This is a genomic window from bacterium (assembly GCA_030647005.1).
Lineage (GTDB): Bacteria > Patescibacteriota > Patescibacteriia > JACPHY01 > JACPHY01 > JAUSKG01.
Genome location: JAUSKG010000008.1, coordinates 18,501 through 40,446, shown reverse-complemented (window position 1 = coordinate 40,446; position 21,946 = coordinate 18,501). Strand labels below are relative to the sequence as shown.

Sequence of the window (21,946 nt, the reverse complement as noted above, 5' to 3'; positions counted from 1 at the left end):
CTCCGGCGGGGGTCGCTCGTCGTCACCGAAGAAACGACGCGGACGGAAAGGTGCAACGCAGGTGGAGTCCGTACCGATGCCGAGCAAGGATTTCATCACCGTGGACGGCATTGTGCGGGAATTACTCCCTTCGACCACGTTCCGTGTTGAGCTAGACAATGGACATGAGGTGAACGGGTACCTTGCAGGTCGCATGCGTATGCACCGCATCCGTCTTCTCCCGGGTGATAAGGTACGGGTCGAGCTCACGCCGTATGACCTGCGACGTGGGCGCATCATCTATCGGTACTGATGGTATGAAGGTACAGGCGTCCGTCCGAAAACGATGCAAGGATTGCCAGCTCGTCCGCCGGAGAGGACGGCTGTATGTTATCTGCGCGACAAAACGGCATAAGCAGCGACAGGGATAGTGCATGAGGCACCCCTCGGGACTGCGCACGTGAAACCTATGGTACGCATTGCTGGAATCACACTTCCGAACGAGAAGCACATTTGCATCGCACTGACGTCGATCTTTGGGATCGGCCACTCGCGTGCTGCGCGTATCCTCACGGAGTCCGGCATCGCACCGCAGACAAAAACGAAGGACCTCACGGACAGTCAGGTGCAGACCCTCCGCGGGTTGATCGAGAAGCAGTACCGCGTCGAGGGAGAACTCCGTCGTGAGCAGATGGGCAACGTGAAGCGGTTGCGTGACATCGGGTGCTACCGCGGGATGCGGCACGCGCGACGGTTGCCGGCTCGCGGACAGCGCACCAAGACGAACTCGCGCACCGTACGCGGCAACAAGCGTTCAACGATGGGAAGCGGCCGTAAGAAGCTCGACAAGACCTAACGGATCATTGGACACATGGAAGATCCTATCACCCAAGAAGCAGCGCCGGAGCAGCAGGACGATATCCCCACACGTCCTGATCCGGCGACGGAGCAGGCCGCGGCGGATGAGTTGCTTGACGCACGCGATGCGAAGGCACCGGCGAAGAAAGCGAAGGTGCGGAGTCGCTCGCGGAAACCGCGTCAGCAGACGCCGCGGGGAAACCTGTACGTGAAGGCATCGTTCAACAACACGGTCGTCACACTCACCGATCCGCTCGGGAACACCATCGCGTGGTCGAGTGCTGGCGTGTGCGGCTTCCGTGGCCCAAAGAAGGCAACGCCCTACGCTGCGAGCATCGTCGTGCGTGATGTCGTCCGCAAGATCGAGCAGATCGGACTCAAGGAGGTGAATGTCTTTGTTCGTGGAATCGGTTCGGGCCGGGAGTCGGCGGTTCGCGCGTTGCATGCGAATGGGATCAACGTTCTGAGCATTGCTGACACCACGCCGATTCCGCACAACGGGTGTCGTCCGCCCAAGCCACGTCGGATTTAGTGTTTTTTTGAAGTAGTCAGTTTGTCACTGTCTCCTATGGGTCGCTACCTCGGACCAAAACATCGTGTCTGCCGTCGCGCAGGGGAAAAACTCTGCGATGCGGCTCGCTGTCCATCGCAGCGTCGATCCTACCCGCCCGGCATGCACGGGCCGCGCCTTCGGAAGAAGGTGACGGAGTACGGCGCACAGCTCCTCGAGAAGCAGAAGCTGCGGATGATCTACGGCATTATGGAGCGACAGCTCCGGAAGTACTACGATGACGCGCTGCGCGTTGAGGGGAACACGTCTGAGCTCCTCGTCGCCAAGCTCGAGCGTCGGCTGGACAACGTCGTCTTCCGGCTCGGTTTCGTGAAGACGCGCGCCGCTGCTCGTCAGGCCGTGAGCCACGGACACATCACCGTCAACGGAAAGAAACTGAATATTCCGTCCTACACCGTGAAGGTTGATGATGTCATCGGTATCCGTGAGCGGAAGAAGGCATCGAGTATGTTCCAGGACTACGCGCAGGTTGCGGCGGCGATTTCCATTCCGGCGTGGCTCGCGGCAGAACCCGCGACGCATTCTGGACGGGTCATTCGCATGCCGGAGATCAAGGACGCACAGCCGGTCTTTCGCACACAGAGCATCGTTGAGTTCTACTCACGCTAGCGCGTGAACTTCGCACCGATGGACAGAGAACGGTGTCGTGCTCCAGCAGCACCCCGGTTCTCCGCCCAACGGTTCTTTGTTCCCTGACGTACCGTATGGATCAATTCATTCTCCCGTCCACATTTCACTGGCAGCCCGGTGAGCAACCTAACGAGGCCACGGTGACGATCGAACCGTGCTACTTTGGGTATGGAACGACGCTCGGCAACGCGTTGCGACGTGTACTCCTATCGTCCCTTGAGGGCGCAGCCGTCACTGCGGTGAAGATTGACGGCATCTCCCATGAGTTCGCGGCGCTGTCGCATGTCCAGGAGGATGCGCTCGAGCTCCTCATGAACCTCAAGCAGCTCCGTTTGAAGATTTTCTCGGACGAACCCGTCCGCCTCGTCCTCGAAGCATCAGGGAAGGGACCGGTGACTGCTGCGGCGATTACACCGCAGGCCGATGTCGAGATTGTGAACCCGGAGCTCCAGATTGCAATGCTGACCGCAGATGGAGCAACACTGCGCATGGAGATCTCGGCCGAGCGCGGCCGCGGCTACGTCGCGGCGGATGTCCGTGGAAAGGAGCGCGCACCGCTCGGCACGATGACGCTCGATTCGGTGTTCTCTCCGGTGCGCAACGTTGGGTTCCGTGTGGAGAATACCCGCGTCGGCGAGATCACGAACTACGACCGCCTCGTCCTCACCGTCGAGACCGACGGGACGATCACGCCCGAGGAGGCGGTGCGACGCGGTGCAGAGGTGCTCATCAATCACTTTGCGCTCATCGTACACCCACCGGAGGAGACGGAGGCACCTGTGGAATCTCTCATGGAATCGGAACAACGTGTTCTGGAGCCGGTGGGAGGCGAGTCCATCGTTGAGGATACGCTGCAAGGCCCTGCGGCATCTGCGGGTGATGATGAATCGGAAACCGTGTAGTGGATATGCGCCACCGGAAATCAAAAATCACGCTCGATCGGAAGACCGGACCGCGAGGGTTGCTCCTACGCAACCTCGCGGAGAGTGTTCTGCTCCACGAGCGCGTGCGTACCACCACGGCGAAGGCAAAGGCGGTGCGTCCCATTGTGGAGGAGAGCATCACGCTCGCGCGGACGCCGGGCCTCGCGACGCGCCGACGGCTCCTCGCATCGCTGCGCCACCCGAAGGTTGTTGCGAAGCTCCTCGAGGTACTCGGCCCGAAGTACCAGACGCGGGCAGGCGGGTACACGCGGATCACAAAGATCGGGCAGCGTGCGGGCGACGGCGCTGAGGAGTCCGTTATCGAACTCGTTTGATTACGACGCGTATGGCAAAGCAGTATCCCATCACTCGCGGCGAGCACACGATTGACGCAACCGGTCGAACCATCGGACGTATTGCGACGGAGGTTGCGCATCTCCTCCGTGGGAAGCATAAGCCCACGTTTACGCCGCATATTGATGCGGGTGATTTCGTGCGCATCGTACACCTCCGCAGTGCGCGGTTCACCGGCAAGAAGCTCGAGCAGAAGGAGTACATGAAACACTCGCACTACCCGGGCGGTCTCAAGCGCGAGCTCCTCCAGACGCGGTGGGATCGCGATCCAGCTCGCGTGCTCCATGACGCGGTTCGTCTCATGCTGCCGGCGAACACGCTGCGTCGGCACATGCTCCGGCGGCTCCGCATTGACGTATGAGTATCACACCTACTCCCATTCAGGATCTTCCGCTCCAGTCCGTTGGACGTCGGAAGGCCGCGACCGCGCGCGTGCGCATCACGAAGAACGGGTCCGGGACCATGACGGTGAACGGCAAGCCGTACACCGAGTACTTCACGACCATCGCCGCGCGTGCGGTCTGTACGCAGGCGCTCGAGGCGGTTGGCCAGAGCGATAAACTGGACATCTCGGTACTCGTCCGCGGAGGCGGATTGCGTGGACAGGCGGATGCGACACGGCTCGGCATCGCGCGCGGTCTCCAGAAGCTCAACCCGACGTTTCACCGTGCGCTGCGGAAGGTCGGATTCCTCACCCGTGATGCACGAATCAAGGAGCGCAAGAAGCCCGGTCTCAAGAAGGCACGTCGCGCACCACAGTGGTCCAAGCGCTAGGACAGCACCACGACCGCGCCGACATCTCGGCGCGGTCGTTCGTATTCTGCTACGCTGTGGGTACATGGACGAGCACGCCGCACAACGTATCGCGCGGAACACTGCGTGGTTCACGATTGGCTCCATCCTCCAGAAGCTCATCTCCTTTGGCTACTTCACGGTCGTCGCGATGGCCTTTGGGCAGGAGGGGACGGGGCAGTACTTCTTCGCACTCGCATTCACTGCGCTTTTCGCGGTCGCCGCCGACTGGGGGATCGCACCCGTGCTCACGCGCGAGACCGCGAAGGATCGCGAAGGGACCGCGTCGTACGTCGTGAGTGCATTCGCGCTCAGGGCGATGTCCACCGTGGTGGTTGTCGGTGTTGTCACGCTCTTCTCGTACGTCCTCAATCACGATGATGCGACGCGGCAGATGATCGGCCTTGCGACCGTCGTCATGGTGCTCGATTCCATCCATCTCGGGTGCTACGCCGTCCTGCGCGGGTTGCAGCGGGTGAGCTACGAGGCGATCGGCCTCGCGGTGGGGCAGCTCGTGCTCGCGGTGACCGGTATCGGCATCCTCGTCCTCCTCGCTGATCTCCGAATCAACGCGGGAGCGACGCCACTCCTCACGATCGGGAGGCCCATCGCGCCGATCTGGCTCCTCGTGCCGTATCTTGTCGCGAGCATCGCACACATCGCCATTGCGGTGTTCGGCACGGTGCGTGAGCGAGCGTGGCGCGCGCGTGCACGTCGTTCACTCGGTGAGACCTGGCGGAGTATCCTCGCGATGGCAACGCCGTTCGCGATCGCGGGCGGTCTCGCACGGGTCTACACGTACATGGACACGTTCCTCCTCCGGACGCTCCTCGCGGCGAGCGGTGTCGCCGTTGCGACGGTGGGGATCTACAGCGTGGCGTTTAAGATTACGTTCGCGTTCCAGTTCATTCCCCTCGCGTTCATGGGCGCGCTCTATCCGGCGATGAGTGCGCTCGCAACGCGTAATCGGCAGCAACTCAGCACGCTCTTCACACAGGCACTCCGTGTGCTCTGGATCGTTGCGCTTCCGATCGCATTCGGCATCGGCACACTCGCGTACCGCATCATCCCACTCCTCTACGGAGAGGCCTTTCGCGCCTCGGTCGTCCCGCTCATCATCCTCATCGCAGCACTCCCGTTCATCTTTGCAAATTTTCCAGCGGGGAATCTCCTCAATGCGATTGACCGCCAGACGCTCAACACGAAGCTCCTCGCCATCGCGACGGTCGTGAATGTGATCGCGAATATCGTGCTCATTCCGCCATTCGCGGCAGTGGGTGCCGCGATCTCCGCGCTCGTTTCCTCGGTAACGCTCTTTGCGGTGAATCTCGTCGCACTCCGGCGCAACGTGCACTATGCTGCGCATGCCGTGTTGGATCCGTTTCTGCGCACGACGGCAGCGTGCCTCGTGATGACTGCGGGTATCGCGCTCCTCCATGAACTCCCCCTCGCTGCGCTCATTGGCGTGGGTGTGGTGCTCTACGTTGTCGCGCTCGTCCTCCTTGGCGGTATCTCGTTCGCTGATATCCAAAAAATTCGTCGCACGTTTCGTCCGGCGTCCGTATGACGTACCCATCTTTCCATCTCCTCACGTTTGACTACCCGCCGCGGGTTGGCGGTGCTGCGCGCTACCATGGAGCCGTAGCCGATGCGCTCGGTGGCGATGGCTGCACCGTGGAGGTTTGCAACCCCACGGTGCGCTGGACGACGCTCATCCCCAAAGCCCTGCGCCTCGACCCGCGCACGCACCTCATCGTGGGCGAGATTCTCCCACTCGGGACCGTCGCGTGGACCCGCGCACGGACCTTCCGCGGGGCGTACAGCGTCATCTGTCACGGGCTTGACCTCGCGAATGCGCTGCGGACTCCTCGCAAGCGGTGGTTAGCCGCGCGCATCCTTCGCGGTGCAACGCGCGTCATCGTGAACAGTGCGGCAACCGCTGGGCTCGCGCGTCGCGTCGGCGCATCGTCGGAGCAGGTGGTCATCGTGTCGCCCCCGCTCGGCCCCATCGCATCTCGCGCAGGCATCGCGCGCAGTGCAGCACGCGATGCACTCGGTGTCGGCGATGTCCCGCTCGTCCTCTCCGTCGGTCGCCTCATCCCGCGCAAGGGCATGGAGTCGCTCATTGACGCGATGGTACGTGTGCGACAGCACGTCCCGCGTGCACATCTCACCATCGTTGGCAGTGGGCCGCTCGCGCAGACGCTCGTGGCGCACGCGGAGCGCGTGCGCGTACCGTGCGTTGTCACCACTGCCGATGATGCAGCACTCGCGCAGTGGTACGCTGCGGCGGATGTCTTCGCGATGCTTCCGGAGGAACGTGCGGACGGTGACATCGAGGGATTCGGCATCGTGTACATCGAAGCCGGTGCATTCGGACTCCCCGTCGTTGGCACGCAGAGCGGCGGCGTGCCGGATGCCGTCGTCCATGGAACAACCGGGCTCCTCGTTGCGCCAGGAGACCCCCTGGCCGCAGCACAGGCGATTACCTCGCTGCTCGAGGATCATCACCGCGCTCGTGCGCTCGGTACCGTTGGATGCACGCGCGCACTGTCACAGTTTGGCCCACGTGCGTTTGCCGCGTCGCTTCGCGCAGCACTGTCGGTCGTCCTATGATCTCTATCGTCATTCCTGTCTATAACGGCACCGCGACACTCCATGCGTGCCTCGCTGCGATCGCTGCACAGACACTCCGCGACATCGAAGTCATCGTCGTGGATGATGGTTCTCCGGAGCCCCTCATTCCCGTGGATATCCCCGAGCTCTCGGGCCGTCTGCGGTGGGTACGTCAGGAGCACGCGGGTGCGCCCGCTGCGCGCAATCGTGGCGCGGATGCAACTCGCGGCGAGCTCCTCCTCTTCTGCGACGCGGACGTCGTACTACGTTCGCACGCACTGGCAACGATGTACCACGCGCTCCGCGAGCACCCGGAGGTAAGCTTCGCGTATCCGTCGTTCCGATTTGGGTGGAAGCGATTTCCCGCGCTTCCGTTTGATCCGGAGCGTCTGCGTCGCATGCCATTCATCCATACGACCGCACTCCTGCGGCGCGAGCACTTCCCACGCTTCGATCCCACGCTCGCGCGATTTCAGGACTGGGATCTCTGGCTCACGATGCTCGAACGCGGTCATACGGGTGTTGCGATTCCGGAAATGCTCTTCACCATCACGAGCACACGCGGTACGATGAGCCGCTGGGTGCCATCGCTGCTCTACCGCATACCGTGGAAGACGGCGCGCGTCCTCGCGTATGAGCGCGCCCGGGTTCGTATTTTTGAGAAGCATGGCATTGACACGTAATGCGTTCTGTGCTATTGTGTTGCTAAGGTCGAAATGGTGATGAATCGGTACTCTCCGTCGTGGCGAGTATTTTTGTTTGGAACATACACTATGGAAATGCTCAATCAGGATGCAGACGTGGAGGTTCCCGAGGGCGAGGAAGCTCCCAAGGAAGCAGGCGAGGAAACCGGTGAGGCAGCCGCGTAGCACCGGTCGCTTTCGCGACAGCACTAACTCCCCCGAATCATGTTCGGGGGAGTTAGTTTCTATCCACAGCACGCAACACTTGACAGTGATTTGCCGATGCGTTCCAAGCGGGTACACTGGCCGTGAAAGGTCGTCGTTCCCTATGAACATGCAATGGACCGTGCGCGGTTTTTCCCACGGAGCTACTATCTATGGCCGATTGGAATGTAGACGCAGAGGAGAAGGAGTCAGAGGACACCCCGGAGGACGGTGAGGAGTCGGAGGACTCGGACTCTGATGACGAGGACAGCGACGATGACGACCTGTAGTCATCGGCCCCTCCGATGTACATCGGAGGGGTTTGATTTTGGTAGTGTAGAAGTACATGCACCGACGCACGCTCGCCATCCTTCTCGCCGGACTCACGCTCGACCTCCTCTCGATGAACGCGTGGGGGTACGCGCCGTTCGCGGTGCCGGCGTACCTTCTTGTGGTTCTCGTCGTTGCGGTTGGCGCACTATGGGATCTCCGCATCGGTGTCGCCGCCGTGCTCCTGGAGCTCCTGTGGGGGAGTTTTGGACAATTGCTCGTGCTCGAGGTTGGTGAGGTGACGCTCTCGCTGCGCATGGGTATCTTCGCGGTGATGCTCATTGCCTCCGCATGGCATCTGCGGACGCGCGTCGCGCGCGAGCAACTCGTGTGCACGGTGACATCGCACCCGACGCGTTGGGCGGTCGCAGCGTTTGCGCTGTCGCTCATCCTCGGTGTCATCCTTGGTGTCGCGCGCCATCCATTCCCCCTCGTTTTCCAAGATGCAAACGCCTGGCTCTTCCTCGCGCTCCTCCCCGCGTTCGTGCTCGCCACGCGCGGCGGCACCACGTGGCTCGCGGAAACGGTGCTCGCGGGCGCACTCTTCCTCATCCTCCGTACCGCGGCACTCCTCTTCCTCTTCACGCACGACCTCGGCGGCCTGTGGATCGCCCTCTACCAGTGGGTGCGCGACACGCGCCTCGGCGAGGTGACGGTGTTCCCCGGCGGCTTCCCGCGCATCTTCCTCCAGAGCATGGTCTGGCTCTTCCCGGCATTGCTCGTTGCCCTCGGGACGATACAACAAGCGGAGCGACGCGGTCATCTCATGCGCTACGCGGTCTTTGGCGGCTCCGTCACCGTCCTCCTCCTCTCGCTCTCGCGGAGCTTCTGGGTTGGCCTCGCGGCACTCGCGGGGATCGGTGCACTCTGGCTCCTCTGGCCGCCAACGATCCGGAAGCGTGCTGCGTTCATCCGCACGCATACGCGGAGCATAAAAAGCGGAGCCGCATCCATCGCGATCGGTCTCCTCGTCGCGCTCGTGCTTGTGCGGATACCGTACCCGCATCCGCTCACGACCGCCGGATTCGGCGCGACATTTGCAGCGCGGTTCCAGCAGGACGAAGCGGTAGGGAACCGCTGGCAGCAGATCGGCCCGCTCGCGACAGCGATGCGAGCCCACGCCATCTTCGGCAACGGTTTTGGCGCGACGGTCACCTACGCCACGAAGGACCCGCGCACGCTCGCCGCGCATCCCGATGGCATGTACACCGCCACCGCGTTCGAGTGGGGCTTCCTCGATGACCTCCTCGAGCGGGGGATTGTCGGTGTCGCGTTCCAGCTCTGGTTCATCGGCGCACTCATCGCGTGCGGTTGCTCACGGCGTCGTCGCGCATCAACGCCGTTCGCGCTCGCGCTCCTCGCTCTCCTTGTCGTTCACGCCACCTCCCCATACCTCAACCACCCGCTCGGGCTCGGACTCATCCTGCTCCTGTACAGTACAACCGCAGACGCATAGAGAGACCCCTTCGATCCATGGATCGAAGGGGTCTGGTGTGCACGGCGCGAGGGGTCTATGCACTCGCTCTTACGGATGACGCGAGGTCCGGGAGGAGCGCGTCTGCGTAGTAGTGCGCGCTCGCGGCAAGGAGTGCCAGGAGCGTACGCGCGGTCTCGCTCTCCGGGTGATCGTCGAGGTTTCCGATGCCGAGTCCGTGGCGCAGGGCATCACCGGCAACGATGATCATGCGCAGGACATCGGTCGGTGCGTGCGAGCCACACCGGTCAACGAGGACGCGATCGTCAACGATGCGACGCTGCTGCGCGTCGGAGTCGTATTTCCTGCAGAGCTCCTCGAACAACAGCGGAATCGCCTCGCGGAGCGCGATCTTACGCAGGAACGCGTAGCATCGTGCAAAGATGAGGACGCGCGCGAAGGTGTGAGTGCTGACGCACGCACCGTGCGTGCGGATATTCTTACTCACGTCCGTCCACGCGTTCATGAGGAAGCCCTGGAGCCGACGGAGGTCGCGCGCGGTGAAGTTGCAGTGCCGCCGATCCGCCGCGAAGAACTCCACGAGATTCCACGTCGTATCGTCGGAGAGCACTCCGCAGCATTCCCTGTTCGCGTAGTGTCGGACGAGCATCTTTCGGGCCTCCGCGCGGAGCTCTGCGACACACAGCTCACGGTTCGTGGAGATGATCGCCGTCGACAGCGAGAAAAAGGTCGACAGCGAGGCACGAAATTCCTCCGGCTCTCGTTCATCTCCGATGTACATGAGGATCGCGACGTGATTGGTCCTATCCTCCCTCGTCGCAAAAGCGTTGGTCGGCATGACCTTGACCCAGCCCATGCGATCCTCGAACGTGTTGTCGGGGTTGAAGATGCGGCGGAAGTAATCGTTTGCGGTGAGCGGTCCTTGCTCCTGTGTCATCTCGTCCATTGTCCTCTCCTCTTCAGGTGGCCCAGGCATTGGAGGGCCAGTACGTGAGGGGTTTTCAAGGTGCTGGCAGAGAGCAGGCACCACGCCTGCTTGCCACCACGACCGTACCATACGCGGCATCTCCCGTCAACCATTGACGACGGAGCGCGATTGTTCTACGCTAGGAGACGAGTGTGGAATCGTCCTTTGATAACCAACGAGCCCTCGCTTTTGGTCCAAGCACCAAAGCACAGGAGGAACAACGTGAACGCATCATCCGAAACATCGGTTTCGCATGTCAATGACTTTCACCGTGCCATCAACATCCTCAGACGCGCCATCCGCGGACAGGAGCGCGATGCGATCGCTCGGGCGAAGGTTGTATCGCCCGTGGTCGTGCGGTTCGTACGCACGCTATTTCGCGTCTACCTCATCCAGTGGGGGGTGGACCCCATGTCCGGTAACGAGCTGAGGGCATTCATTGACATGTTCGTGGTCTCCGGACGTGATCGCGCAGTGCTCACCCCGAGACGAACCTCCCGTCTTTACCGTCCGCTGCTGCACTCCGCCCTGCTCGTGAAACACCCGGTCCATCGCGGTGACACGGAGATCGCGTACCTCGTGAGGCCGAACTGGAATCATCCACTCCGTTCGTCCTTCCTCGACGGGATTGCGCGGTCGCATATCGGTCGGCATCGCACACGAACCGAGTGGGTGATCAGGGATCCCTCACTCACGGTGCGCAGTGCGGAGCGCGTGACGGATGACGAGGAAGTTTCTGCGCAGCCCGCAACGTACGCGTTGCGCAATGGCGAGCACGGGCCCGTCTACCTCGTCCACGGGGTATCGAGCATGCGGGAGGCGATCCATGCAGTCCTGCGGTATCGTCGTAAACTTCCAAAGCAGAAGCAACGGTCGGTCGTCATTGGTGACCTCCACGTCGTTCCAACACCGCGTCCCGACGTGCGCACCATCACCGTCGAAACGTAGCGTTGCGACGTGGACGCCGAGCACCACCCCCCCCACGGGGTGGTGTTTCCTTGCTATGATGAACACACGCTATGCCGAGCGAGGACGCGCGCACATGGAGATCACCGAGCAGGGACGATGCGGCGCATGAGCCGGATCCTGCGTTGATCGTGCGCATCCTCAAGCGCACGACGAAGCGGTTTGCAATTCCGCTCGGCACCACGATGGTGCTCGAGCAGCGATCGCTCTTTGAGCTCCTCGTCTCCACCGTGTGCTCGGCGCAGGCACGAGACGCAACGACGTACCCGATCATGGTCAAGCTCTTCGCGATTGCGAACACGCCGGAGCAGCTCGCAGCGATGCCGCTCGGGCGGTTGCAGCAGTTCCTCTACCCGATTAGCTACTACAACACGAAGGCGAAGCACCTCATCGCACTATCCAAGCTGCTGCTGCGCGAGTTCGATGGGAAGGTGCCGCACACGATGGAGGAGCTCCTCCGGCTCCCAGGTGTGGGGCGCAAGACCGCGAACCTCGTGCTCACCGAAGGACTCGGTATTTCGGTCGGTATCACCGTGGACACACATGTGCACCGCATCTCTAATCGGCTTGGTGTCATCCGATCGAAGTCCCGCGCAGAAACGGAACACAAGCTCATGGACACGCTCCCCAAGCGGCTCTGGGCGTCCTGGAACCCGCTCCTCGTCGTGCTCGGGCAGAATACCTGCACGCCCATCTCGCCAAAGTGCTCTCAGTGCCCCCTCCGTGATCAGTGCAAACGCCGCGGCGTGACAGTGTCCCGCTAGCACGCTATACTCACCACAGGAAGCCATTTTCCGCCAATCTCATCACCCTATGATCGTCCGCGACCTCATGCAGCGAAACGTCGTCACGATTCCGGTTGGCACCCCGTGGCGTCGGGTGGTGGAATTGTTGCTCCTCCACCATATCACCGGTGCGCCGGTCGTGGACGCGAGCGGTACCGTCGTGGGCGTGGTGTCGGAGAAGGATGTTTTTCGTGCCATCTATCCGAGCTACGAGGAATGGTACGCGGGGCCGCAGGCGTACACAGACCTCCTCGCGTTCGAGGAGGAAGCACGCGCGGCGCAGGGGAAGACCGTCGAGCAGTTCATGTCCACGCGCGTGAAGAGCGTTCCATCCGACACACCCGTCCTCAAAATCGGCGCGCTCATGGTCGCGACCGGCATCCATCGCGTTCCGGTGGTTGACCGCGGGAAGCTCGTCGGCATGGTGTCTCGTCACACGATCTTCCGCACGATCCTCCGCGTGCACTTCGGGCTCGAGGAGACGCAGCGCGATCACGAGCAGGCGCATGTCGGCTAAGCTGAGCATCATCGGGACCCCCATTGGGAACCTTGAGGATATCACGCTCCGCGCGCTCGAGACGCTCCGCGCGTGCGATGTGCTCTTCTGCGAGGACACGCGCCAGACCGCAAAGCTTCTCGCGCGGTACGAGATCTCCGGCACGCCGCTCCACCGTCTCGATCAGCACGCGCAGCAGCGCACAATGGACGCGGTGTTCGATGCGTTGCGCGTGGGGAAGCACGTCGCGTTTGTCACCGATGCGGGAACGCCTGGCGTGAGCGACCCCGGAGGCATCCTCGTCGCGCGTGTGGCGGAGTTCCTGCCGGACGTGCATATCGAGCCCATCCCGGGTGCATCCGCGCTCACGACGCTCGCGAGTGTCACCGGATTCCCTACGGATCGTTTTCTTTTCCTAGGATTCCTCCCACTCAAGAGCGGGAGAAAGGCAATCCTTGAGCGCATCGCGCAGTCGGAAGAGACGGTCTTCTTCTACGAGTCGCCGCATCGCATCGTAAAGACACTCACCGCGCTCCTCCCGCTCCTCGGCACCCGTCCGATCGTCGTCGGTCGCGAGCTCACGAAGAAATTTGAAACTATCTACCGCGGCACGGCGCGCGATGTCCTCGATGCGCTCACCCGCGGGAGTAACAAAGGCGAGTTCGTTATCGGCATCGCCGGCGCGCGGCGTGCTTCATCATCACGCTCATCCGTATGATCACCTTCCACCCCCACGAGCGTCAGCGCATCGCGTGGTACGCTATCGGCGTTGCGCTCTTTTACTTCGTGCTCCGCGAATGGACGCGCACGGGCTACCAGGAGCCCGGGTTCGGTACCAGCGTGTTCATCGTCGGCATCGCGGGGCTCCTCGCGCTCTTCGCGCGCCTGAGCAAGCGCAGCGTGCATCCGGTTGCGTACTGGCTTCTTGTTCCCACCATCATCCTCGCCGGTGATCTCACACTCTACGCCAATCCGTTCGTCATGGCCTTTGGCCTCGTTGCCACCGGTGTGCTCCTCATCGCGTTCGCCGTGCACCTCCTGAGTACCCGACTCACGGTACGGAACGCGGTGTGGCTTGCCGTCCTTGGGCCGTTCGCGCTCCTTCCGCTGGGTGTGCGTGGAACACAGCACATGGTGCAAGACGCGCTCGGCGAGCACCGGAGCATCCGGGCGCAGCACCTCCGCAGCGGCATCCTCGGCGTACTCATCGCGCTGCCGTTCCTCTTCGTTTTCGGGGCGATCCTCTCCGATGCGAACGGTGCCTTCGAGTCATTCCTGGAGTACGTCCTCACCTCCTTCCGGCTCAACGGCGAACTCATCGCATGGGCCTTTCGCGTCGCCATCGCGGTACTCCTCGGCGGGTTCCTCGTGGGGCTCATCGTGCTCCCCGCGAAGCATCACGCGCCGTTTGACCCGCGCATGCGCCCGGTGACCGCTGCGACGTTCTTCGTGCTCCTCGACGCGCTCTTCGCCACCTTCGTGGCATTCCAGCTCCCCGAGTTCTTCGCGAGCGACGCATGGATGCGCGCGCACGACTTCACCTACGCGACGCTCGCGCGCGAGAGCTTCTTCTCGCTCCTCTTCGCGGGCGCGCTCGCGCTCCTCACCGTGCTCCTCTGGTACCCGACGATGACGCAGTCGGCGGAGCGCGCGCAGCACGCCGTCACGCGCATCGCGAGCACGATCTTCACGCTCCTCACGCTCGTCGTCGCCGTGAGTGCCATCACGCGCATCGTGCGCTACGTCTCCGTGTACGGGCTCACGCTCGACCGCGTGTACGCGTTCATCGCGACGATCGCACTCGGTGTCACCCTCGGCATCGTCCTCGCGTCCCTCTGGCGCATGCGCCCGCTCGCGTACGTCGCGCGCACGATCGCCATCCTTGGTGTCATCGTGTTCACGCTCACCATGAGTGTGCCGATGGAGTACACCGTTGCCACCTGGAATGTGCGCCGCGAGCTCAGCGGTAACGCGCAAGACCCCGAATTCGACGCATTGTACATCCTCGCGCTCAGCCCGGACGCCTGGAGCGCCCTCGATGCACTCCCCGTTTCCATCTCACCGAGCGAGGAGCAGCGCGAGCGGCGACAGTGGAAGTGCGATGTCCTCCGCACGCCCTGGCAAAATTACCACCTCCTCGCCAGCCACGCGTGTCGGAAGATCGCCGCACCCTTGACGCTCCCGTGAGCGCGGTGCTATCCTCCCTGTAGGAATCCCCGCACGTCGCGGGGAGATGGTTCTTTCGGAATGGAGCAATCATGAGAACGATCGTGACGAGTTGTGCATTCATCATCGCTGGAGCTGCGTGGTTGAGTTGCACATCGGTACCAACGGTTCCTGAAACGACATCGGGGATCGCCTTCAACCTCTACGCGATGGCCGGCGGCGCGGAGCGCATCGGCTACGTCGCACCGTCGCCGGACGAAGGGTTGCTCGCGCAGGCCGAGCAGGGCGACGAGTCGAAGAAGGACGATCCTCCCAAGAAGGAAGACCCGCCCAAGAAGAAGTGCTTCGCGAAGCGGTACAAGAGCACCTGCCTGAAGTCCAACAAGTCGGGTCACTGCACCGAGTGGAAGTTCGAGTGCGCGTGCGTCCCGTCAGGTTGCGCCTGCGTTTGCTGAAGCCAAGAAGCGGCCCCTCCCGGGCCGCTCTTCCTTTGTATATCTGCTACAATGATGGTGCTATGCAACCACAAACAGCAACCTTCGGTGCCGGGTGTTTCTGGGGCGTGGAAGCCGCATTCCGTGCCGTTGACGGGGTGACCGACACTGCGGTAGGGTTCATGGGCGGCACGGTACCAAACCCTTCGTACGAGCGCGTGTGTCAAGGTGACAGCGGCCACGCAGAGGTGTGTCAAGTGCAGTTCGATCCCACGCGTGTCACCTACGAGCAGCTCCTCACGGCGTTCTGGAAGATGCACGATCCCACGCAGGTGGATCGGCAGGGTCCGGACGTTGGTCGCCAGTACCGCTCGGTCATCTTCGCGCACTCGCCGGAGCAGGAGCGCACCGCGCGAGCATCCAAAGTCGCGCTCGAGCAATCCGGAACCCATCAGCGTCTCGTCGCCACTACCATCGAACCCGCCCAGACATTCTCTCGCGCCGAAGACGAGCACCAACACTATCACGAGAAGCACGGCGGTGTGTGCTAGCATCTTTCATCTATGTCCACGTTCTCCATCACCACGCCCATCTACTACGTTAACGACAAGCCGCACATCGGGCACGCGTACACCACGTTCGTGGCGGACGCGCTCGCGCGGTGGCATCGCATGGTCGGTGATGCGACGTTTTTCGTGACCGGCACGGACGAGAACTCGCAGAAAAACTCCGAGGCCGCAGCAAAAAAACTCGGCAAAGCGCACGGCGAGATCACGCGGGCGGAGATCCAGGGGTATGTGGATGCGATGTCCGCGGTCTGGCAGCAGACATTCGACACGCTCGACATCACTTACGACCGTTTCATCCGCACTACGGAGGACGCGCACATCACTGGCGTGAATAAGCTCATCAACGCCGTCCGTAAGAACGGCGACATCGTCCCTGGCACCTATCGCGGATGGTACTGCGTGGAGTGCGAGGCGTTTCTCCCCGAGAAGGAACTCGATGGTGGTATGTGTCCGTTCCACACGCGCGCAGTCGAGCAGATTGAAGAGCAGAATTATTTTTTCAAGCTGTCTAAGTACCGCGATCAGCTCCTCGCGCACTACGATGCCCACCCGGACTTCGTGCAACCCGTCGCACGGCGCAACGAGATCATCGCATACGTCCGTGACCACCTGGAGGACGTGAGTATCTCGCGCCCGCGCAAGGAGTGGGGGATTCCGTTCCCGGGTGATCCCGACCACGTCGTGTATGTCTGGTTCGACGCGCTCACCAACTACATGACCGCCATGGGCTACGGCACGGATGATGCCGCCTACGCAGCGCGGTGGCCGGCGAGTGTCCAGCTCGTAGGCAAGGACATCCTCAAGTTCCACTGTGCGCTCTGGCCCGCCATGCTCATGAGTGCCGGCCTCCCGCTCCCGCAGCGCGTGTTCGCCCACGGCTTCTTCACCATTGACGGTGCCAAGATGTCCAAGTCGCGCGGCAACGTCGCAGACCCCGTCCTCCTCGCAGAGCGTTACGGCATTGATGCTCTGCGCTACTTCCTCATGCGCGAGATTCCCTTTGGCGGCGATGGCGATTTTTCCGAAGACCGCCTGCGTCTGCGCTACGAGTCCGACCTCCAGAAGGGGATCGGCAACCTCGCCGCGCGTACGCTCACCATGGTCGGGAAGTACGCAGACAGCAAGGTTCCCGCAACCGGAAGTACCCCCATGCACGAAGTGGCCTGGACTGCCTACACCGCCGCCATGGACGCGCTCCTCCCCCACGAAGCCCTCACCGCCATCTGGGACTGCATCCGCAGTGCCGACCAGTACATCGAGCGCGAGCAACCCTGGGTGCTCGCAAAAGACCCCACAAAGCGCGACCACCTCCTCACCGTACTCGGCAACACCTCCGAGCTCCTCCGCCACATCGCCCTCATGCTCGCCCCCTTCCTCCCCGATACCGCCAACAACATCCTCCTCGCTCTCGGCCAAACCGACTGGCGCACCCAACCCCTCACCGACCTCCAACGCTGGGGCATCACCCAAGGCACCCCCATCGCCAACCTCCCCCACCTCTTCCCACCCTTGCAGTAAGCGACCGCCGCATCATTCCCCCCCCTCTTCCAAAAAAGGGAAGCATCTTATCGTCAAACGTGTCGTCGTGGAGTGTGCCAATGCACATGTGATTATCTCATCGTACCAAGACGAAGTAAAACCCCCGTCCCACTCTGGGACGGGGGTCTATTTTCCGAGCGTTGCCACTACGCCTGATCGATAGACCACAGCAGGTCCTCGATCAGATCATCGGGATACTCGAGGCCGACCGACAGACGGATCATGCCTTCCGTGATGCCACACCGATCAAGATCCTCGATGGTCATGTCGCTGTGCGTCATGCTCCGCGGATGTGAGATCAGCGTCTGCGTGCCACCGAGCGACACCGCAAGTCGCGCGATCTGCATCGCATCAAGCACGCGAAATGCTCCATCGCGCGTGGCATCCTTGAGTACGAAGCTCATTACCGATCCCGGCCCGCTGCACTGCCGCTTGTACACCTCGTATGGCACACCATTGGTAGGGGTGAGCAGGCCAGGGAATAGCACGCGTTCGACCTTCGGATGTTCGGCGATCGCATGGGCAACGGCCATCGCGTGCTTGGCCTGCGCTTCCATGCGAATCCAGAGCGTCTCCAGCGATCGCGTGAGCATCCATGCCGTATCTGGTGCCGGCGTGTCGCCGAGAATCGTTCGATAGTCCTCGAGCGCCTGCCGATGCCTGTCGGATGGAAGCAGCGTGACTCCGGCCATGAGGTCCGAATGGCCACCGATGAACTTCGTCGCCGAGTACAGCACGATGTCCGCACCGAGCTCGAAGGGATGCTGGAACACCGGGCCGAGAAACGTGTTGTCCACGGCGACGATCGTGTCCGGCTTCCCGTACTTCCTTGTGAGCGCGACGACTGCACCGATGTCCGTCAGGGACAGCGTTGGATTCGCCGGGGTTTCGAGGTACACCATGTCGAACGGGCCATGCTCCCGAAGCGCCGTCTCGACTGCAGTGAGATCACACGTGTTGACGCACATCGTCTGCGTGCCGAATCGTGCGGGGCAAAACGTCTTCAGGAAGAAGTACGATCCGCCATACACCGGATCACAGTAGAGGATGCGGCCGCCGTGGGGAACGAGCGCGAGGATCGTCGTGCTGATGGCACTCATCCCCGAGGGGAAGAGCATCGCCGACATCGCACTGCGTTCCATCGCCGTGATCTTGTCCTCGAAGATCTCGATGCTCGGATTGTTGACGCGCGCGTAGATCAACCCAGGGGCTCTGCCATCATCGCCCGGGAGGTGGTAGGCGCGTTGAAAGGACTTCTCGCCGTCGCGTGCGTGCGTGAATCCGTGCGTCGATGTCCGGAATACCGGAACCTTTACGGACTGCTCAGACAAGAGCGGATCGTACCCCGCATGGAATGCTGCCGTGGTGGGGTGGAGGTTTTTTCTCGTTTCTCGCGTTGCCATTGGCCAAACTCCTTGTGCGCACTGGAGGTGTGGGTTGAAAGAAAGGGGGTGCCGCGGATTATCCGCGGCACCCCTTGGCGTCCTACAGCTCGACGACCTGCTCCCAGGGGAAGCGCGCGTCACCGTAGTGACCCATCGCCGCCGTGTCCTGGTAGCACCAGCCCTTGGGCGTGAGCAGGCCGAGCTGCTCGTTGATCGCCTTCGGACGGAAGTCGAACTTCTCGCGCACCTTCGCCTCGAGCGATGCGCACTGCGGCACGAGCGGGGTCTCGACCGAGATGTACACCGGGCGCGACTGCCCGATGGCGTAGCCGACCTTCACGAGTGCTTCCTGCGCGTGTCCGCCCGCGACGATGGACTTTGCGACCATGCGGCAGAAGTACGCGGCCGAGCGATCCACCTTCGAGGGGTCCTTGCCCGAGTACGCGCCGCCACCGATCTCGATGTTCGGCCCGTAGTTGTCCACGGCGAGCTTGCGCCCGGTCGTGCCCGCGTCGGCCTCGAAGCCGCCCTGTACGAACTTGCCGGTGCCGTTGACGACGATCCACGCATCCGGAACGAGGCGATCGCGGAGCGTTTCGCGCACGCAGTGCGTGGTCAGCTCCTCGCGAATCATCTCCAGCACACGCTTCTCGCTCTGGGGATCATCCGGCCGAATTTCCACGCCATTGACCATGGACGAGTGATGCGCGGCGAGCGTGACGTGCGTCACCAAACCCTCCGTGTTCACGACGACGATGCTCTTGCCGTCTGGCCGCATCCAGGGGAGCTGGCCGGTCGTGCCGAGTTCACGCATCCGCACGCAGAGCGCGCGCGCGAGCGTGTGCGAGAGCGGCATGAGCATCGGTCCGTCCGCGACGGCGTATCCGGTCATGATGCCCTGATCGCCAGCGCCCTGCTCGAGGTCCATGCCCCTGCCCTCGTCCACGCCCTGGGAGATGTCCGGCGACTGCCGCACGATGTTCGTGAACACGCCGAGCGCGTCCGCGTGCCCGATCTCGCGGTACTTCTTGCGACACACCTCGCCGACATCGAAGATCGCCTTCGTGGTCATCTCGCCGATCACGACGACCCCGCCGTGTCCGCCCGTGACCTCCATCGCGACTCGCGACTTCGGATCCTGCTCCATGGCGGCGTCAACGATGGCGTCCGCCATCTGATCGCACACCTTGTCCGGATGCCCATCCGTGACGAACTCACTCGCCGACGAACGGGCGCCACGCATCGCCATTGCCGATCGCATTCCACTCTTTTCGACTGACATCGCAAACCTCATTCCAACGTAGAGAATGGTTACTCTGTTGGAAAAGAACCGTTGCGGAATCCAGGACACCCCGAATCTCGATCATCGCTGGTGATGCCGAGCGGTCTCATGCAACACTGCATGGAACCATTCCACCTCAAGCTTTACACCCTCACGAGAACTGTCAAACGTCGCTCACATCACGAAGATTCCATGGCTCAACAATGCGCTCTATTGACGGCGCACCACATATCCTCTACGCTTTTAGTGCGAAACGGATGCTTCGGTGTCCCTATCACCTGAAGGAGGTGCTCGTGAATCGCAACGTTCTCGTCGCAGCAGCGTGGCCGTATGTCAACGGCTCGCTCCATCTCGGTCATGTTGCGGCACTCCTGCCGGCAGACATTCTTGCGCGGTACTTCCGCGCACATGGGGATCACGTCCTCTATGTCTCTGGAAGCGACTGCCACGGCACGCCCATTCTCGTTTCTGCGGAGCGCGAAGGTGTCGCGCCGGAGATCATCGCCGGCCGCTACCACGATGAGGTCGTGGAGATGCTCATTCACAAGCTCGGGTTCAGCTACTCGCTGTACTCGAAAACCATGGGTGCGTTCCACCAGCGAACCGCGCAAGACCTCTTCCGCCGTCTCTACGACGGCGGGCACATGGTGGAGCGCGAGGAGGAACAGCTCTACTGCGTCACCTGTACACGCTTCCTCCCGGACCGCTACGTCGAAGGAACCTGTCCCTACTGCGCCGCAAGGGGTGCGCGTGGCGACCAGTGCGACCAGTGCGGGCAGACGCTCGATGCCGGCGACCTCGTCACCCCGCAGTGCAAGATCTGTCACACCAAACCGGAACGTCGTCGCTCGACGCACCTCTACTTCCGCCTCTCGGCGTTCGAGGCGCGGCTCACGGCGTGGATCAAGGAGCGCAGCGTCGCATGGCGATCGAACGCATCCGCGGTAACGGCGAGCTGGCTCACGCGCGGGCTGCACGATCGCCCTATTACGCGCGATCTCACCTGGGGCATTCCGGTTCCCGTGGATGCCTACGTGGCAAAGCGTATGTACGTCTGGTTCGAGGCCGTCATGGGCTACTTCTCCTGTTCCAAGGAGTGGGCGGCATCCACGGACAACCCCGAGGGGTGGCGCCAGTGGTGGGAGAACGATGATGCGTTGCACTACTACGTGCACGGCAAGGACAACATCCCATTCCACACCATCATCTGGCCGGCAATGCTCATGGCGCTCGGGTACAAGCTACCGGACGCGATCGTATCCAGCGAGTACCTCAACTTTGAGGGCGTGAAGCTCTCGAAGAGCGCGGGCATGGCACTCTGGCTACCAGAAGCGTTGGCGAAGTTCGATCCGGATGCGCTACGATTCGTCCTCGTGCTGAACGGCCCGGAGACGCACGACACGTCGTTCTCCTGGAAGGAATTCCAGGCGCGTGTCCATGGCGACCTCATTGGGACGATCGGCAACCTCTGGAACCGTACGTACACGCTGGTGTACCAACATCGCGACATCATCGGTAGTGCACGGCCTGCTGTCGTCGCAGACGACAGTGCCAAACTCCTCGGTGCGGCAGCAGCAGCGTTCACCGATGTGGGTACGGCGATCGAGCGTACGGAGTTTCGTGTCGCGCTGCAGCGTATCCTCGCACTCGCGAAACAGTGCAACCAGTACCTGAACGCACGCCAACCATGGAAACTGATCCGCGATCCCGCAACGCAGTCCGATGCTGCTGAGGCGATTACCACCGCGGCCATCTTTGGTGACGCGCTTCGCCGGCTCATGGCGCCGTTCACGCCGCACATCGCGGACGCGCTCGGCACCTACCTCGGCTGCGATGATGTTCGTTGGTGCATGCCGACTACGGTACCCTCTCCGACTGCACCGCCGACGCCGCTCATTCGGCACATCGACGACGCGCTCATCGAAGCGGAGCTGGCAAAGCTCGCCCCGCCCGCACCTTGACAGGTTTTTTCCTCTCTGGCA

The 21,946-nt window shown here is 62.3% G+C and carries 25 protein-coding genes; 22 read left to right on the top strand and 3 right to left on the bottom strand.

Annotation, left to right across the window (positions count from 1 at the left end):
* Positions 1–76 precede the first annotated feature (76 nt).
* The 13 genes from infA to Q7S96_00900 all read left to right on the top strand — a co-directional run bounded on the left by infA (position 77) and on the right by Q7S96_00900 (position 9,396).
* Positions 77–292 carry a translation initiation factor IF-1 gene (gene infA / locus Q7S96_00960; protein MDO8462831.1) on the top strand — a complete coding sequence of 72 codons (216 nt, stop codon included), beginning with the start codon at positions 77–79 and terminating at the stop codon, positions 290–292.
* A 4-nt stretch (positions 293–296) separates the two neighbouring features.
* A complete protein-coding gene (gene rpmJ / locus Q7S96_00955) occupies positions 297–410 on the top strand; it encodes a 50S ribosomal protein L36 (GenBank protein ID MDO8462830.1) in 114 nt (37 codons plus the stop codon).
* A 38-nt stretch (positions 411–448) separates the two neighbouring features.
* Positions 449–835: a 30S ribosomal protein S13 gene (gene rpsM, locus Q7S96_00950; protein ID MDO8462829.1), complete on the top strand. Its 387-nt coding sequence runs from the start codon at positions 449–451 to the stop codon at positions 833–835.
* Positions 836–946: 111 nt separating this feature from the next.
* The gene (gene rpsK, locus Q7S96_00945) at positions 947–1,369 is read left to right on the top strand and encodes a 30S ribosomal protein S11 (protein ID MDO8462828.1); all 423 of its coding nucleotides are present in this window, start codon (positions 947–949) and stop codon (positions 1,367–1,369) included.
* Positions 1,370–1,405: 36 nt separating this feature from the next.
* Positions 1,406–2,017 carry a 30S ribosomal protein S4 gene (gene rpsD / locus Q7S96_00940; GenBank protein MDO8462827.1) on the top strand — a complete coding sequence of 204 codons (612 nt, stop codon included), beginning with the start codon at positions 1,406–1,408 and terminating at the stop codon, positions 2,015–2,017.
* A 95-nt stretch (positions 2,018–2,112) separates the two neighbouring features.
* The gene (gene rpoA, locus Q7S96_00935; GenBank protein MDO8462826.1) at positions 2,113–2,940 is read left to right on the top strand and encodes a DNA-directed RNA polymerase subunit alpha; all 828 of its coding nucleotides are present in this window, start codon (positions 2,113–2,115) and stop codon (positions 2,938–2,940) included.
* A gap of 5 nt (positions 2,941–2,945) precedes the next feature.
* On the top strand, positions 2,946–3,296 hold the full coding sequence (gene rplQ, locus Q7S96_00930; GenBank protein MDO8462825.1) for a 50S ribosomal protein L17: 351 nt from the start codon (positions 2,946–2,948) through the stop codon (positions 3,294–3,296).
* An 11-nt stretch (positions 3,297–3,307) separates the two neighbouring features.
* Positions 3,308–3,676, top strand: coding sequence for a 50S ribosomal protein L13 (rplM, locus tag Q7S96_00925; protein MDO8462824.1), 369 nt, complete (start codon positions 3,308–3,310; stop codon positions 3,674–3,676).
* A complete protein-coding gene (gene rpsI, locus Q7S96_00920; protein MDO8462823.1) occupies positions 3,673–4,089 on the top strand; it encodes a 30S ribosomal protein S9 in 417 nt (138 codons plus the stop codon). The genes rplM and rpsI overlap by 4 nt, the downstream gene beginning before the upstream one ends.
* 64 nt (positions 4,090–4,153) lie before the next feature.
* Positions 4,154–5,674, top strand: a complete 1,521-nt coding sequence (locus Q7S96_00915) for a flippase (protein MDO8462822.1) — start codon at positions 4,154–4,156, stop codon at positions 5,672–5,674.
* Positions 5,671–6,723: a glycosyltransferase family 4 protein gene (locus tag Q7S96_00910; protein MDO8462821.1), complete on the top strand. Its 1,053-nt coding sequence runs from the start codon at positions 5,671–5,673 to the stop codon at positions 6,721–6,723. Before Q7S96_00915 ends, Q7S96_00910 begins: the two co-directional genes overlap by 4 nt.
* Entirely contained in the window at positions 6,720–7,406 is a 687-nt protein-coding gene (locus Q7S96_00905; protein ID MDO8462820.1) for a glycosyltransferase family A protein, read from the top strand. The genes Q7S96_00910 and Q7S96_00905 overlap by 4 nt, the downstream gene beginning before the upstream one ends.
* Positions 7,407–7,956: 550 nt before the next feature.
* A complete protein-coding gene (locus Q7S96_00900; protein ID MDO8462819.1) occupies positions 7,957–9,396 on the top strand; it encodes a hypothetical protein in 1,440 nt (479 codons plus the stop codon).
* Between the two features lie 55 nt (positions 9,397–9,451).
* Here Q7S96_00900 and Q7S96_00895 read toward each other — a convergent pair whose 3' ends face one another.
* On the bottom strand, positions 9,452–10,321 hold the full coding sequence (locus Q7S96_00895) for a hypothetical protein (protein ID MDO8462818.1): 870 nt from the start codon (positions 10,319–10,321) through the stop codon (positions 9,452–9,454).
* A gap of 243 nt (positions 10,322–10,564) precedes the next feature.
* Here Q7S96_00895 and Q7S96_00890 point away from each other — a divergent pair, with 243 nt between their 5' ends.
* The 8 genes from Q7S96_00890 to metG (Q7S96_00855) all read left to right on the top strand — a co-directional run bounded on the left by Q7S96_00890 (position 10,565) and on the right by metG (Q7S96_00855) (position 17,276).
* The gene (locus tag Q7S96_00890; GenBank protein ID MDO8462817.1) at positions 10,565–11,290 is read left to right on the top strand and encodes a hypothetical protein; all 726 of its coding nucleotides are present in this window, start codon (positions 10,565–10,567) and stop codon (positions 11,288–11,290) included.
* Positions 11,291–11,361: 71 nt separating this feature from the next.
* On the top strand, positions 11,362–12,072 hold the full coding sequence (nth, locus tag Q7S96_00885) for an endonuclease III (protein MDO8462816.1): 711 nt from the start codon (positions 11,362–11,364) through the stop codon (positions 12,070–12,072).
* Between the two features lie 49 nt (positions 12,073–12,121).
* On the top strand, positions 12,122–12,610 hold the full coding sequence (locus Q7S96_00880) for a CBS domain-containing protein (GenBank protein ID MDO8462815.1): 489 nt from the start codon (positions 12,122–12,124) through the stop codon (positions 12,608–12,610).
* Entirely contained in the window at positions 12,600–13,307 is a 708-nt protein-coding gene (rsmI, locus tag Q7S96_00875) for a 16S rRNA (cytidine(1402)-2'-O)-methyltransferase (protein ID MDO8462814.1), read from the top strand. Before Q7S96_00880 ends, rsmI begins: the two co-directional genes overlap by 11 nt.
* Positions 13,304–14,776, top strand: a complete 1,473-nt coding sequence (locus tag Q7S96_00870) for a DUF4173 domain-containing protein (GenBank protein MDO8462813.1) — start codon at positions 13,304–13,306, stop codon at positions 14,774–14,776. The genes rsmI and Q7S96_00870 overlap by 4 nt, the downstream gene beginning before the upstream one ends.
* A 71-nt stretch (positions 14,777–14,847) precedes the next feature.
* The gene (locus Q7S96_00865; protein ID MDO8462812.1) at positions 14,848–15,210 is read left to right on the top strand and encodes a hypothetical protein; all 363 of its coding nucleotides are present in this window, start codon (positions 14,848–14,850) and stop codon (positions 15,208–15,210) included.
* Positions 15,211–15,272: 62 nt separating this feature from the next.
* Positions 15,273–15,740, top strand: coding sequence for a peptide-methionine (S)-S-oxide reductase MsrA (gene msrA / locus Q7S96_00860; protein ID MDO8462811.1), 468 nt, complete (start codon positions 15,273–15,275; stop codon positions 15,738–15,740).
* A gap of 12 nt (positions 15,741–15,752) precedes the next feature.
* Positions 15,753–17,276, top strand: a complete 1,524-nt coding sequence (gene metG / locus Q7S96_00855) for a methionine--tRNA ligase (GenBank protein ID MDO8462810.1) — start codon at positions 15,753–15,755, stop codon at positions 17,274–17,276.
* 167 nt (positions 17,277–17,443) lie between these two features.
* Here the strand turns inward: metG (Q7S96_00855) and Q7S96_00850 are convergent, their stop codons facing one another.
* Together Q7S96_00850 and metK are read right to left on the bottom strand one after the other, a co-directional pair.
* The gene (locus Q7S96_00850) at positions 17,444–18,700 is read right to left on the bottom strand and encodes a PLP-dependent aspartate aminotransferase family protein (GenBank protein ID MDO8462809.1); all 1,257 of its coding nucleotides are present in this window, start codon (positions 18,698–18,700) and stop codon (positions 17,444–17,446) included.
* Positions 18,701–18,782: 82 nt separating this feature from the next.
* Complete coding sequence (gene metK / locus Q7S96_00845; protein MDO8462808.1) at positions 18,783–19,931, bottom strand: methionine adenosyltransferase; 1,149 nt, start codon at positions 19,929–19,931, stop codon at positions 18,783–18,785.
* Between the two features lie 326 nt (positions 19,932–20,257).
* Here metK and metG (Q7S96_00840) point away from each other — a divergent pair, with 326 nt between their 5' ends.
* Positions 20,258–21,925: a methionine--tRNA ligase gene (metG, locus tag Q7S96_00840; protein ID MDO8462807.1), complete on the top strand. Its 1,668-nt coding sequence runs from the start codon at positions 20,258–20,260 to the stop codon at positions 21,923–21,925.
* Positions 21,926–21,946: the final 21 nt, after the last annotated feature.